Annotated in this window: 11 protein-coding genes and 1 tRNA gene; 11 read left to right on the forward strand and 1 reads right to left on the reverse strand. The window is 59.4% G+C overall.

From position 1 onward, the window contains the following. Positions 1 to 229: 229 nt before the first annotated feature. Together AAA069_RS09685 and AAA069_RS09690 are read left to right on the forward strand one after the other, a co-directional pair. Positions 230 to 907 (forward strand): copper homeostasis protein CutC, encoded by a 678-nt coding sequence (locus AAA069_RS09685; protein WP_271737573.1) that lies wholly within the window; start codon positions 230 to 232, stop codon positions 905 to 907. A 3-nt stretch (positions 908 to 910) separates the two neighbouring features. Next, entirely contained in the window at positions 911 to 1,708 is a 798-nt protein-coding gene (locus AAA069_RS09690; protein WP_349128248.1) for a DUF4931 domain-containing protein, read from the forward strand. A 30-nt stretch (positions 1,709 to 1,738) separates the two neighbouring features. Here AAA069_RS09690 and AAA069_RS09695 read toward each other — a convergent pair whose 3' ends face one another. Further along, positions 1,739 to 2,737 (reverse strand): bile acid:sodium symporter family protein, encoded by a 999-nt coding sequence (locus AAA069_RS09695; protein ID WP_271737571.1) that lies wholly within the window; start codon positions 2,735 to 2,737, stop codon positions 1,739 to 1,741. A 274-nt stretch (positions 2,738 to 3,011) separates the two neighbouring features. Between AAA069_RS09695 and recJ the strand changes: the two genes are divergently transcribed. From recJ to rplT, 9 genes are all read left to right on the forward strand, one after another. Beyond that, positions 3,012 to 6,299, forward strand: a complete 3,288-nt coding sequence (gene recJ / locus AAA069_RS09700) for a single-stranded-DNA-specific exonuclease RecJ (RefSeq protein WP_349128249.1) — start codon at positions 3,012 to 3,014, stop codon at positions 6,297 to 6,299. Positions 6,300 to 6,314: 15 nt separating this feature from the next. Beyond that, entirely contained in the window at positions 6,315 to 8,675 is a 2,361-nt protein-coding gene (locus AAA069_RS09705) for a bifunctional (p)ppGpp synthetase/guanosine-3',5'-bis(diphosphate) 3'-pyrophosphohydrolase (RefSeq protein WP_161155114.1), read from the forward strand. Between the two features lie 84 nt (positions 8,676 to 8,759). Beyond that, on the forward strand, positions 8,760 to 9,443 hold the full coding sequence (locus AAA069_RS09710; protein WP_349128250.1) for an MBL fold metallo-hydrolase: 684 nt from the start codon (positions 8,760 to 8,762) through the stop codon (positions 9,441 to 9,443). 194 nt (positions 9,444 to 9,637) lie between these two features. Then, positions 9,638 to 10,504, forward strand: a complete 867-nt coding sequence (gene fba, locus AAA069_RS09715) for a class II fructose-1,6-bisphosphate aldolase (protein ID WP_006234429.1) — start codon at positions 9,638 to 9,640, stop codon at positions 10,502 to 10,504. 256 nt (positions 10,505 to 10,760) lie between these two features. Beyond that, a complete protein-coding gene (locus AAA069_RS09720; RefSeq protein WP_349128252.1) occupies positions 10,761 to 12,194 on the forward strand; it encodes a transglutaminase-like domain-containing protein in 1,434 nt (477 codons plus the stop codon). 39 nt (positions 12,195 to 12,233) lie between these two features. Beyond that, a tRNA-Leu gene (locus tag AAA069_RS09725) sits at positions 12,234 to 12,320 on the forward strand. 430 nt (positions 12,321 to 12,750) lie between these two features. After that, complete coding sequence (gene infC / locus AAA069_RS09730) at positions 12,751 to 13,320, forward strand: translation initiation factor IF-3 (protein ID WP_006234423.1); 570 nt, start codon at positions 12,751 to 12,753, stop codon at positions 13,318 to 13,320. A gap of 32 nt (positions 13,321 to 13,352) precedes the next feature. Next, the gene (rpmI, locus tag AAA069_RS09735; RefSeq protein WP_006234422.1) at positions 13,353 to 13,544 is read left to right on the forward strand and encodes a 50S ribosomal protein L35; all 192 of its coding nucleotides are present in this window, start codon (positions 13,353 to 13,355) and stop codon (positions 13,542 to 13,544) included. A 46-nt stretch (positions 13,545 to 13,590) separates the two neighbouring features. Continuing rightward, on the forward strand, positions 13,591 to 13,950 hold the full coding sequence (gene rplT, locus AAA069_RS09740; protein ID WP_022094123.1) for a 50S ribosomal protein L20: 360 nt from the start codon (positions 13,591 to 13,593) through the stop codon (positions 13,948 to 13,950). Positions 13,951 to 14,284 lie beyond the last annotated feature (334 nt).

Below are 14,284 nucleotides of genomic sequence, written 5' to 3' on the forward strand. Positions count from 1 at the left end.
TCGCAGCCCCGACCCGCGGTCACGAGCGGGGGCTCCTATCTTTTTAGTGCCCTCGGATTGGGTCATAGTGTCTGTCGTTGCCATAACATCGGCGTTGTGGCAGATGCCAAGAGGTAGTCGTTGGCCCAGTGATCCGTTTTCCTCCGTCCCCAAGGGATCATTGTGCGGGTTGGTATGTAAAGTGCGACAATGCCGTGTGGAAATAGAAATGTCATCTGGGGGTCTATCTATGCTGTACGAGTTTTGTGCTGAGAACTTTGAGCGGGTGCCGGCGGCTATTGATGCCGGTGCAAGGCGCATCGAGCTGTGCGACAACCTTGCCGTCGGTGGTACTACGCCCTCGGCTGGCGTTATCAGCGCTACGGTCGGCTATGCTCACGAGCATGACGCGCGAGTGATGTGCATGATTCGCCCGCGTGGCGGTGACTTTCACTACAACCAGGACGAGCTGCGCATGATGGAGATGGACTTGGGTCTTGCCGTGAGCGCCGGCGCCGATGGCTTGGTCTTTGGCTGCTGCAAGCCTTGTGCCGGCGGCTGGGCGCTCGACGAGCTTACGTTGGGCGCCCTCGTGATGGCCGCGGGCTGCGCGACCGAGGAGTGCAAGCGCGAGTCCCTTGACATCACCTTCCACATGGCCTTTGACCAGCTCTCGCCCGAGGCTCAGATCGATGCTGTCGACACGCTCGCCGACTGTGGCATCACGCGTATCCTGACGCATGGTGGTGCTGCCGGAACGCCGATCGAGGACAATCTGGAGCACCTATCGCGTCTTGTCGAGTATGCGGGCGACCGCCTGACCATCCTTCCCGGCGGCGGCATTTCCACGGCCAACCGCGATACCGTGGCGGCGGCATTGGGCGTCTCCGAGCTCCATGGCACCAAGATCGTGCCGCTGGAGGCGTAACCCGTGGCGCTGGTATTTGACGTTCAGCAGGCGAGCGGCAAGCCCGACGACAACCGGCGCCCTGGCACCGCGTGCCCCTTTTGCGATACCGAGGGACTCGCCAATATCATCCGGCGCGACGGCGACTGCATCTGGCTCGAGAATAAGTTCAAAACCCTGCGCGCCACCCGTCAAACCGTGCTGATCGAGTCAGCCGATCACGATGCCGACCTGGCGACCTATGAGCCAGATGAACTCCACCATGTGATGAGGTTTGCCCTGGATTGCTGGCAGCAGATGATCGATTCGCAGCAGTATCGAAGCGTGCTCATGTACAAGAACAAGGGTCCTTTCTCGGGCGGTAGTCTCGTTCATCCGCACATGCAGATTGTGGGTTTGGAGCAGGAAGACGGCTATGCTTCGTTGACTTCCGCCAATTTCGAAGGCATCAATGTCTGGCAACAGGGGAGAATCGCGGCCAACATCTCAACCGAACCGATCATGGGGTTCTTTGAGGTCAACGTTTCAGCCCCGCAGGGAATTGCCGCCAGCGATGACACAAGAGACCAAGCCGAGGCAGATCTCTTCGCCGATGCGATCCAGGTGGCTCTGCGCTATATCCTGAACGAGCACCACGGTGGTCGCGCAGAGTCGTACAACTTGTTCTTCTATCACCTGGGCGGTCGGACCATTGCCAAGGTGCTGCCGCGTTGGGTGGTTTCGCCCTACTTTGTCGGTTATCGTTTGGCCCAGGTCAATGCCGAGACAACGCTCGATATCGATGCTGAGCGCTTGCGTGCGCATCTGGAAACGCTCGTATAGCAAGATTAACACCCGTGTAATGCGGACAGTCTAGCGCGCCATGGCGTCGCGGCCGGCCTCGACACGCTTGCGCTGAGCGGCGCGCTCCTCGCCGGTCAGACGCTCAAAGAGATGCCCGATAAACGAGGCGAGTATCTGCTGAAACAGCGTTCCGCACATGACGGGAAACACGACTTCGCCTGGAAAGTACTGTGTGGCGATGACGGCGCCCGAAGAGATGTTACGCATGCCGCAGGTAAAGCACATGGTAGTCGTCTCGCTATATGGCAGATGCAGCGCACGGGCGACCAGAAAACCGACGACAAAGCCGCTGATGGCGAAGGTCAAAATAAAGAGGGCGACTTCCAGACGTATCGCGTTCATGTGCAGGACGTACTCGCTCATGGCGGTGGAGTTGGAGGCGATAACGCCCATCATCATGAACTTGCAGGCGGGCGAGAGCGCGGGGGAGAGCTTCTCGTGTCCCCATCCACGTGTGACCTCGTTGATCACGATGCCGAGCACGGCGGGGATGGCGATCATAAAGGCCATGTCCTGCATCATGCTCAGCACATCGATCGAGACGGTGGCACCCAGCAAGAGCTTCAGCGTGAGCGGAATCGTCACAGGCGAGATAACCGAGGACGTCAGGATGATGGTGAGCGCGAGCGGGCCGTTGCCGCCGAACATGCTAATCCACATAAAGGCAGTGACCGCCACGGGTACGCTGTACTCGAGCACGATGCCGCAGACAAGGTTGGGATTGGAGCCAAAGAACAGCGATCCCATGGCATAGGCTGCTATGGGAATAAGCACCGCCGAGACGAGCAGCGCCAAAATCAGGTGCAGGGGACGGCGGAACACCTCAGCGACCTGGTGGAAGGTGTTGCTGAGCGCACCTTGGAACGTCATAAAGGCGAAGAGGGCGGGAACGATGGGCTTGAGTACGCCGATCTGCTGGGGAAAGAGCACGCCGAGCGTTACGCAAATCGGAACGATGACCTGCATGTGCCCCGCGAGGAACTTTCCCAGTCCAACCCATTGCTTCATATGCCCCGTGACTCCCTTTATCCGCGAACTCGTTTGAATGGATATGCTAGACGCTCGCATGAGTCCGTGCGTCAGAAACGCTCGATTATTTCGAGGGTATTACCGGCCTCGTTTACCGAAACCAGGGCGTGCCGCGAGGCTCTGCGTCCGTGCCGCACGGTATAATAAATCCGTTCAACAGATCTGCCTGCCGAAGCGGGCATACACAGAGGACTCATCGCTATGAACCGTGAGAGGTATCGCGGCGACCTGCCCCTATCGGGGGTGGGCGCCTATGTCATCGCTTAAGACGACACATCGCTGGGCGGTCGCTCAGCAAAATCCCGAGCTCGAAAAGGAGCTTTCGGCTGGTCTGGGCATACCCGGGCTGGTGGCGCGTATTATGGTTGCGCACGGTATTGCCTCGATTGAGGAAGGACAGCTATTTTTGACGCCTTCGCTCGATCGCGACTGGGCCGACCCACTCATTATCCCGGGCATGTCGGTCGTTGCCGACCGCGTCGAGCGTGCTATTCGCAACCACGAGCACATTGCGGTCTTCGGCGATTTTGACGTTGACGGTATTACGTCGACCTGCCTGTTGACCGAGGCGCTGCGAACGTTTGGCGCCAATGTCACACCGTTCATCCCGCATCGCTTTGACGAGGGCTACGGTCTTTCGCGCGCGGCGCTCGACCGCGTTAACGAGCTCGCTCGTCCCCAGCTGATCGTGACCGTCGATAACGGCATTGCCGCCAAAGAAGAGGTTTCCTATCTGGAGAGCCTGGGGATCGATTTGGTGGTTACGGACCACCATGAGCCGTCCGACCAGGTGCCGCAGGGCGTGCCCCTGACCGACCCTAAGCTCGAGGATGAGGGTCCTTCGCGTGAACTTGCCGGCGCCGGCGTGGCGCTCAAGCTGGTGCAGGTCCTGGGTGAGCGTTTGGGCAAGCCGTCGTATTGGCGTTCGCTGATAGAGGTCGCGGCGCTGGGTACCGTGTCCGACATGATGCCGCTCACGCCCGAGAATCGCGCGCTGGTCGCCGAGGGCATCCAGCAGATGCGCGTGACGGCCCGTCCCGGCTATATCGCGCTTGCCGCACTTGCCAAGGCCGACCTTTCTACCATTACGGCCGACGGCCTGTCGTTTTCGCTCATTCCCCGCTTAAACGCCGCCGGCCGCATGGCCGACCCCAAGCTGGCGCTCGACCTGCTGCTTGCCCGCGATCCTATCGAGGCAAGCGCGCTGGCGGCCGAGCTCGAGGAGATCAACCGTCAGCGTCGCGAGATTGAGGCGGAGCTCACGCGCGATGCCATGGCAAAGGTCGAGGAGACCTATGATGGCGGGCGCGCGATTGTCGTGGGCGGCGAAGGCTGGCACGAGGGCGTTAAGGGCATCGTGGCGAGCCGCCTCACCAACCGATATCACGTGCCGGCGCTGCTGTTCTCGATCGAAGACGGTATCGCTCGCGGTTCGGGTCGCTCGGTGGGCAAGGTCAACCTGTTCGACGCTGTCGAGCGCTGCTCGGATCTGCTGATTCGTCGCGGCGGGCATGCGGGTGCGGTGGGCGTGACCATCGAGGCGTCCAAGCTCGACGAGTTCCGTCGTCGCCTTTCCGCCGTGCTGTCCGAGCTTCCCGCCGAGGACTTTGAGGACACCGACGAGGTTGCTGCCACCGTCGACCTCTCCGAGCTGAATATTGAGACCATCGAGCAGATCTCCCGTCTTGAGCCGTTTGGCCAGGGCAACAAGGTGCCGCTGTTGGCGGCCGAGGGCGTGACAATGTGCGATCGCGCCGTGGTGGGCAAAACCGGCGAGCACATGCGCTTCGTGGCGACCGATGGCGCCGCGAGTGTGCCGGCCATTATGTTCCACGTGCCGCAGATTGATAAGCTCATCAATTGCGATAGCGCCGTCGATTTGGTGTTCGAGGCCGTGGCCGAGCATTGGCAAGGTCGCGTAAAGCCAAAGCTCATGATCAAGGATGTCTTGGTCCGCGATACCACGGCGCCCAGCGTTGACGACCCGGCATGTGAGCTTCGCCGCGGCGTGGAGCCTGCGGACGCCGGTCTTCGTCTGGAGTCCCGAAAGCGCCAAACGCTCGCCCAGCTTTCCTATACCGAGCTGACGCGCTCGCTTATCCATAGCTTTATCGGCTCGAACCGGCCGCACCGTGCTCAGGTCGAGGCACTCGACGCGCTCGCCGACCACCAGAGCGTCTTGGCCGTTATGGGAACGGGGCGCGGCAAGTCTCTTATCTTCCATGTGCATGCCGCGCGCGAGGCGGTCCTTCGCGGGCGTGCGAGCATCTTTGTCTATCCGCTGCGCGCGCTCGTTGCCGACCAGGCCTATCACCTCTCGTCGACGATGGCCGCACTCGGCATTGGCGTAGGCGTGCTGACCGGCGAGACCGTGGAGGCGGCGCGCGATGACGTGTTTGCCGGCTTGGCTTCGGGCCGCACCGGCATTGTGCTCACGACGCCCGAGTTCCTGTCCATTCACCGCGACCGCTTTGCGCGTTCGGGCCGCATCGGTTTTGTCGTTATCGATGAGGCGCATCATGCCGGTCTTGCCAAGGGCGGCGACCGCAGCGCCTATCTCGACATGCCCGATATCCTCAAGGCCCTGGGCGACCCGGTCGTTCTGGCCGCGACTGCCACCGCAACGGCTCCGGTTGTGGCCGAGCTCGCCCGCGTGCTACCGATTACCCGTACAGTGGTCGACGAGACGGTGCGCGAGAACTTGCAGCTCGAGGATGACCGAGACCTTGCGAGCCGCGAGAACCGCCTGGTGTCAATCGTGGCGACGGGGGAGAAGACCGTCATTTACGTCAATTCGCGCGACCAGTCCGTGGCGCTTGCCAAGACGCTGCGCAAGCGGGTACCCGATTGCGCGACCCGCATCGCGTTCTATAACGCGGGGCTTGCGCGCTCCGATCGTCGCCGTGTCGAGGAAGCATTCCGAGACGGTAGCCTCAGCTGCATCGTTTCGACCTCTGCCTTTGGCGAGGGCGTCAACCTGCCCGATATCCGCCATGTCGTGCTCTACCACATGCCGTTTGGCGCCATCGAGTTCAACCAAATGAGCGGACGCGCCGGTCGCGACGGCCAACCTGCCGTGATCCATCTGCTCTATTCGTCGCGCGACGCCCGCATTAACGAGCGCCTACTCGACTGCTATGCGCCCGAGCGCGACGAGCTCGTCACGCTCTATCGCGCGCTGCAGACCATGTGGCGCTCCAACCGCGGCAAGACCGGAGACGACTCGTTTAGTGCGAGCGATATCGACATCGCGCAGATGTGTCTTGCCATCGACGCGCGCACGCCGGTCGACGAGCGCTCGGTGGCAAGCGGCCTGGGAATCTTCGAAGAGCTTGGTTTCTGTCGCGTTTCGGGGTTTGACGACACCCGTCGCATCGCGATGGCCGAAAACCCCGGCCGTGTGCAATTGAGCAGGTCAACCCGCTATTTGGAGGGCTTGCGCTCGCGCATGGAGTTCTCGGCTTTCCGGAGCTGGGCGCTCGATTCGTGCGCTTCTGATATGCTAGCCAAAGTTAACCGCCCGATCGTACCGCGGGCCTAGGGGAAGGGGACCTCGATGGATGCCGCAGCCCGTACCGCCCATGATTCCACCCTCCAGCCGTTCTCGGAGATGGAGCACTATAAGCATGCCGATGAGCTGCCGCCCGAGATTATGGCTGACAGCTACGACAAGCTGGAGCGCCTGTGCCTCAAATATATGAATGAGGACGACTTCTCTAAGGTGGAGCAGGCCTACTGCTTTGCCGCCGAGAAGCACTGCAACCAAAAGCGCCGCTCGGGTGAGATGTACATCAACCATCCCGTCGAGGTGGCCATCATTTTGGCCGATCTCAAGATGGACTGCGATGTGGTGTGCGCCGCGCTGCTGCACGATACCGTCGAGGACACCGAGACCTCGCTCGCCGATGTTTCCGGCCTGTTTGGTGATACGGTGGCCGAGCTCGTCGATGGCGTGACCAAGCTCACCAACATCGAAGTCGATAGCATGGACGAGAAACAGGCCCTCACGCTGCGCAAGATGTTCCTCGCCATGTCCAAGGACATCCGCGTCATTATCGTTAAGCTTGCCGACCGTCTGCACAACATGCGCACCCTTGCAGCTCTGCGCGAGGACCGTCGCCTGTTTAAGGCCCGCGAGACCATGGACGTGTATGCGCCCCTGGCCGACCGTCTGGGCATGAGCTCTATTAAGTGGGAGCTCGAGGACCTGTCCTTCTTCTACCTGGAGCCCGATGCCTACCAGCGCATTGCGCGCATGGTGGCTGAGTCGCGCGAGGTTCGCGAGCGCTATCTGGCCGAGACCATCAAGACGCTCACCGACGAGCTCAACCGCATTGGCCTGGAAGACTTCCAGATCAACGGCCGTTCCAAGCACTATTGGTCCATCTACCAAAAGATGAAGCGCAAGGGCAAGGAATTCTCCGAGATCTACGACCTGGTGGCACTGCGCGTCATCACGCATTCGGTGCGCGATTGCTACTCCACGCTCGGTGCGGTACATACGCTGTGGCACCCCATGCCCGGTCGCTTTAAAGACTATATCGCCATGCCCAAGGTCAATAACTACCAGTCGCTCCATACGACGGTAATCGGCCCCACGGCCCGCCCGCTCGAGATTCAGATTCGAACCTATGAGATGCATGAGCAGGCCGAGTACGGCATTGCCGCCCACTGGCTCTATAAGAAATCGGGCGGATCGTCTGCTTCCAAGACCAATGACGCTCAACGTTTGGACGATCAGATCAACTGGCTTAAGCATTCGCTCGATTGGGCTGCGTCTGATGAGATCACCGACGCCAAGGAATACCTGCATTCGCTGAAGGTCGACCTCTTCGATCAAGAGATCTTCGTCTTTACGCCCAAGGGCGAGGTCATGGCGCTTCGTGCCGGCTCCACGCCGCTCGACTTTGCCTACGCCGTTCACACCGAGGTGGGCAATCACTGCGTCGGCGCTAAGATCAACGGCGCGGTGGCCCCACTCACGCACGAGATCAAGACGGGCGACCGCGTTGAAATCCTGACCAACAAGAGTTCCAAGCCGTCTCGTGATTGGCTCAAGATCGTTAAGACACCTTCCGCCAAGTCAAAGATCCGCCGCTATTTTGCCGCCGCGACCAAGGACGACGACGCTGCTGCCGGCCGCGATATACTGGCCAAGGACTTGCGCAAGCGCGGGTATGGCATCTCTACGCCGCGATCCACGCGTGCGCTCAACGCCGTGGCGGAGCAGCTGAACTTCAAGCAGCTCGAGGACCTGTTTGCCGCCGTGGGCGCCGGCAAGGTTGCCCCGCGCGCTGTGGGTAACAAGGTCGAGCAAATCTTGGACCCCAAGCCCGAGGAACAGCTCACCAAGGCCGAGGCTATCGCCGAGGTCGTGAAACAGCCGGCCCGAGGCTCCAACCGAAAGCCGCAAAAGCGCGGCAAGAGCGCCAGCAACGGCATTATCGTCAAGGGCGAGAGCAACAGCGGCCTGCTGGTCCGTCTGGCACATTGCTGCAATCCGGTGACGGGCGACGATATCGTCGGCTTCATCACGCGCGGTCGTGGCGTTTCGGTGCATCGCGCCAACTGCCCCAACGTCAAGGGTCTTATGGAGCATCCCGAGCGCATGATCGAAGTGGAGTGGGACGGCGCTGCCGACACCCTCTTCCAGGTCGAGATCGTGGTCGAGTGCCTGGACCGCATGGGCCTGCTCAAGGATGTCACTATTGCCATTGGCGATGCGGGCGGCAATATCCTTTCTGCCGCCACGTCGACCAACCGCGAGGGTATTGCAACCCTGCGCTTTATGGTCGAGATCTCGGACGCGAGTGGTCTGGATCCGCTGCTGGCCTCTATCAGCAGCGTCGACTCGGTCTACGACGCGCGCCGCCTGATGCCCGGCGAGGGTGGAGCCCAGCTTAAGCGCCGCGTTTAGTCGCGACGAACGTGTCACATTATCGATATTCGCTACACTCGAGGCATCGTTTGATGCCTCGAGTTCTATAGAGAGGAGAGGGACATGAGTGCTGTGTCCTTGGATTTAACTCCCAAGGGATCGGTCGAGATTGAGACGCTCGTAAACGGTCCCATTCAGACCAATAGCTATGCTGTTATTTCGGACAATGAGTGCGTGATTATCGACCCCGCATGGGAGGGCGAGCGCTTGGTGGAGCATATTCGAGCCGAGCATCCCGGCGTACGCGTGCTTGGCGCCGTATGCACTCATGGCCATGCCGATCATGTTGGTGGTGTTGCCGGCGTGCGAACCACCGTTGGCGAGGGCTGCCAGTATGAGCTGTGTGCCAAGGATGTGGCGGTGCCGCATGCGAACATCGAGGAACAGCGAGCTATGTGGGGCATTGAGACGCCTGACCCCGGGGAGCCGACGCGCCTGCTCGCCGAAGGCGATGCTATCGAGGTGGGCGATATCTGCCTGCAGGTGATCGAGACACCAGGGCATACGCCGGGCGGGATCGTCTTGTTTGCTGCCACCGAGCAGGGGAACATTGCCTTTGTGGGCGACACCCTGTTTCCGGGTGGGCACGGCCGCACCGATCTTTCCGGCGGAGACGAGGCGGCGATTCTGCGCTCGCTCTCCAAGCTCGCCCGGCTTCTTCCGCCCGATACCGTTTGCTTAACCGGCCATGGCGATTCGACCACCATGGCACGCGAGCTCATGCAGAACCCTTTCATGCAGGTGTAGCTTTATAGTCAGCTTCTAAAGCACGAGAAGCGTCCAAACGTCAAGCTATTTTTCCCCAACGGGTCAATTTCGTAGGGCAAACGGTCAAAAAAGTCTGTTTGGACGATATTCGTGAACAAACGAACGTTTATGCTCGGTTGCGCCGTGGTAAAATCACAGGCGTTATCGGAGCAACCTTACAGGAGGTTTCTTTTATGCTCGTCAACGCAGCAGACATGCTCAAGAAGGCCGAGGCCGGCAAGTACGCTCTCGGTGCCTTCAACACCAACAACCTCGAGTGGACCCTGGCTATTCTCCAGGCCGCCGAGGAGGCCAAGTCTCCGCTGATCCTTCAGTGCACCGCTGGTGCCGCTAAGTGGATGGGCGGTTTCAAGGTCTGCGCCGACATGGTCAAGGCTGCCGTCGAGGCCACGGGCGTTACCGTTCCCGTCGCCCTTCACCTCGATCACGGTTCTTACGAGGACTGCTTCAAGTGCATCGAGGCCGGCTTCACGTCCATCATGTATGACGGCTCTCACGAGGAGACCTTCCAGCTTAACCTCGACCGCACCAAGGAGCTCGTTGAGCTTGCCCACTCCAAGGGCATGTCCATCGAGGCCGAGGTCGGCGGCATCGGCGGCACCGAGGACGGCGTGACCTCCAACGGCGAGCTCGCTGACCCCGCTGAGTGCAAGCAGATTGCTGACCTGGGCGTCGACTTCCTCGCCTGCGGCATCGGCAACATCCACGGCGTGTATCCCGCCGACTGGGCTGGCCTTTCCTTCGAGCGTCTGGGCGAGATCAAGGCTCAGACCGGCGACCTGCCCCTCGTTCTGCACGGTGGTACCGGCATCCCCGAGGATCAGATCAAGAAGGCCATCTCCCTGGGCATCTCCAAGATCAACGTCAACACCGACCTGCAGCTCGTCTTCGCCAAGGGCGTCCGCGAGTACATCGAGGCTGGCAAGGATCAGCAGGGCAAGGGCTTTGACCCCCGCAAGCTCCTCAAGCCTGGTCGCGACAACATCGTTGCCCGCACCAAGGAGCTCATGGAGGAGTTTGGCTCCGTCAACAAGGCGTAAGTAGCGGTTTAACTTCCCGCCGGAGGCCCCGTTTCCCCTACGCTGTTTCCCTCGCGCTCACCTGGCTTCGCCAGAAGTCGCGCGACGGAAGCAGCTCCGGGGAAACGGGGCCTCCTTTGTTAACTCGCTACAGGGTTACTGGGCTGAATTCATTTTTATAGGTACCGTTTATCGGCGTTGAGGGCTCCTTTGTTGGGGGCTTTCTTTTTTATCTCGGTACAATGGGGGTTGTCTATCGTTCGACGCGGGAGTGGTTATGGCTGTTGTTGATGTTTTGCCTGCTGATGGGAAGGTTATTGACGAGGGTCCTGTTGGTTGTTCTGTTGATGTTTGCTGTGATGACTTTCGTCATCTCGATATTGGACTGCCGCCCGAGATTCTTCGACTTAAGGATGCCGGGTATTTGACGCAGGCTGTTGCTGCCTGCGATCGCCTTTTGGAGCAGAACCCTGAGCCTTCGCTGGCTGCTTGTGTTCGTGCCGAGCGGTATCGCATGCTCGAGACGCCGCTTCATTTTTCGGTGTCGCGTGATCGGGCCATTGCGATGATTCGCGAGGAGTGGCCAGAGTTTACCGAGGAGCAGTTTGACGACCTGATTAATCGCAAGCGTATTGACTGGCGCTTTATCGATGGTGAGCTGTTTGTTCTTGATAACTTCCTTGATTCGCTTCGCGTGTACCCCAAGGAGGTTCCGGGCCTGCGTCCCGATTCTACGGACGGCATCGCGCTGCGTAACCAGATGCTCAGGGAGATGGAGTCGCAAAACGGGTTGACGCGCGTCATCACGCTTAAGGCATCCGTGTCTGTCCCTGGGGCTCTGGAGGGAGAGGCTGTTCGCGCGTGGCTACCCGTTGCTGCCGCCTGTCGTCAACAGTCTCATATCGAGGTTCTCGATATGACGTCGGGGGGTACCGTTGCCTCTGAAAACGTTTCGGCTCGTACTGCCTCTTGGACATCTTCGACTGAACATTCATTCTCGGTGACCTATCGCTATCACATCGATGCCGCCTATTGCGATATCTATGGTGGCGCGCTCCCATCGCATACGTGCATGGACACGCCACTGCCCGAGGACACTTCCGAGGGCCGTCCGCACATTGCGTTTACGCCGTACCTGCGACAGTTGACGGAGCATGTTGTTGACGGGCTCGAGGATCCGCTCGATCGCGCTCGTGCTATCTATGATTACCTGACACAGCATATCGACTATCGCTATCAGCCACCGTACCTGCTTTTGGGATCTATTGCCGACGACTGTGCGCATTCGCTCCGCGGCGATTGCGGCGTTATGGCGCTCACGTTTATCACCATGTGTCGCATCGCGGGGGTGCCTGCTCGTTGGCAGAGCGGCCTATATGTTGCGCCCGATTCGGTGGGACCGCACGATTGGGCCGAGTTCTACACACCCCAGACCGGTTGGCTTAACGCCGACGTATCGTTTGGTTCCTCGGCACGCAGGATGGGGGAGGAGTGGCGCCGTCGTCACTACTTTGGCAATCTCGATCCGTGGCGTATGGTGGCCAACGATCGATTCCAGGCTGAGTTTGTGCCTGCTTTCGATGGCATGCGCGAGGACCCCTATGACAACCAGATGGGCGAGGCCTCGGTTGACGGACGTGGATGTCGTAAGCGGGAGATGTTGCGCAAGGTTGAGCTTATCGAAATGCTCGAAGTACCATTTTCGGACTAATCAACTGAAAGCTGTGATAAACTAACTCACGCATTACGTGCCCGAGTGGCGGAATTGGCAGACGCAGTGGACTCAAAATCCACCGTTGGCAACAACGTGCGAGTTCGAGTCTCGCCTCGGGCACCATACATGCAAGTGAGCGTTCAAGGGGGTCAAGGCCCCCTTTTTCGTGCCGAACTCGCGTGAGCGCGCGGAGCGTTAAACAAACAGGCCAGCGGCCTGTTTGTAGCGGAGCATGGCGAGGGCGCCATGCGCCCGAAGCCCGGGGCTTCGCGAAGCGAAGTCCCTTCGAGTCTCACCTCGGGCACCATACATGCACCTGCGCTTCAAGGGGGTCAAGGCCCCTTTTTCGTGTACGTAATGTGATAGCGCGCTGTACGTGTTATTATTCGCAAGGCGTTGTTTCCGCAATGCCCTAAAGAGGAACCCGAGGGTTCCCACCTTTTGGCGCCAATGAGCAGCTGACTGGTCATACAACCTAGATTCCCTTCCTCATACCGAGGATGTCTATGTGTACGACCTGGTTGCTGAAAAGCGCCGGGTTATTTTTTTATGAATGGAGGTAGGGAAAATAGCTAAGTCTGATGACACCCGCATCAACGACGAGATCACCGCATCTTCGTGCCGTTTGATTGGCGTCGATGGCTCTCAGCTCGGCCTGTTCGCCATCCGCGATGCCCAGCGCGTTGCTGACGATCAGGGTCTCGACCTGGTCGAGATCGCTCCCAACGCGGAGCCGCCGGTCTGCAAGGTCATGGACTACGGTAAGTTCAAGTACCAGCAGGCCATGAAGGCTAAGGCCGCTCGTAAGAACCAGTCCAAGGTCGAGGTCAAGGAAATGAAGTTCCGACCCAAGATCGACGTTGGCGACTACGAGACCAAGAAGGGCCACGTTCTGCGTTTCCTCAAGAAGGGCGCACGCGTTAAGATCACCATCATGTTCCGCGGCCGTGAGATGGCTCACCCGGAGCAGGGTCTTAACGTTCTCGAGCGTCTCGCCGAGGATCTCAAGCCTTACGCTACGGTCGAGTCCAAGCCTAAGATGGAAGGCCGTAACATGCTTATGCTGCTCGCCCCGATTAAGGGCGCCTTCGATGAGGATAAAGCGGCAAGCGATACCAAGTAACTAGTGTTCTGTAACCGATTAAGGAGTATTTCATGCCTAAGATGAAGTCCCACAGCGGCACCAAGAAGCGTTTCCGCAAGACTGGTACCGGCAAGCTTATGCGCGCCAAGGCTTTCAAGAGCCACATCCTGAGCAAGAAGTCCACCAAGCGTAAGCGTGGCTTCCGTCAGGAGACCGAGATCGCCGCTGCCGACCGCAAGGTCATCAAGTCGCGTCTCGCCTAAGTTCGCGTTCCCGTTTTTCGTTTTACCGTCTAGGAGTTGATAGAACATGGCACGTATTAAGCGCGCTGTTGCCGCCAAGAAGAAGCGCCGTACCGTTATGCACCGTGCGAAGGGTTACTACGGTGCCGCTTCGCGTACTTACAAGCATGCTAAAGAGCAGGTCCAGCACTCCCTGCAGTATCAGTATCGTGATCGCCGCAACAAGAAGCGCGAGATCCGCTCTCTCTGGATCACCCGTATCAACGCCGCCGCTCGCCTGAACGACATCTCTTATTCTCAGTTCATGCACGGCCTGAAGGTTGCCGGCATCGAGCTCGACCGCAAGGTCCTGGCTCAGATGGCCTATGAGGACATCGAGTCCTTCAACGAGCTGGCTGCCATTGCCAAGAAGGCTCTCGAGGCCTAAAAGATTCTGTTGAATCGCTAGGGGAGTGTCGCACTGTGCGCGGCACTCCCTCTTTTTTATCGAAAGCGCTGGTTTACATAGCAAAAAGCGCGGGTAGATAAACGCTTACAGGTGACCGATCTTTATATATCTCTTAACCGAAGGGTCATCATCTGATACGCGCAGTATTTCTGCACCAAACTTTCTATTACTTATATAGGAAGCGATAAGTTGTGTAGGACTTGTGAAGAGTGGAATTGACGTCCCACATCGCTTCGCGGTCTGGCAATATATCTCCTTGCCGCGCGGCCCGGTGGAACCGGATCGGCCGCAAAGCGTGCACCTTGAGAACCGG

Source organism: Collinsella sp. CLA-SR-H006, from assembly GCF_040097075.1.
Taxonomy (GTDB): domain Bacteria; phylum Actinomycetota; class Coriobacteriia; order Coriobacteriales; family Coriobacteriaceae; genus Collinsella.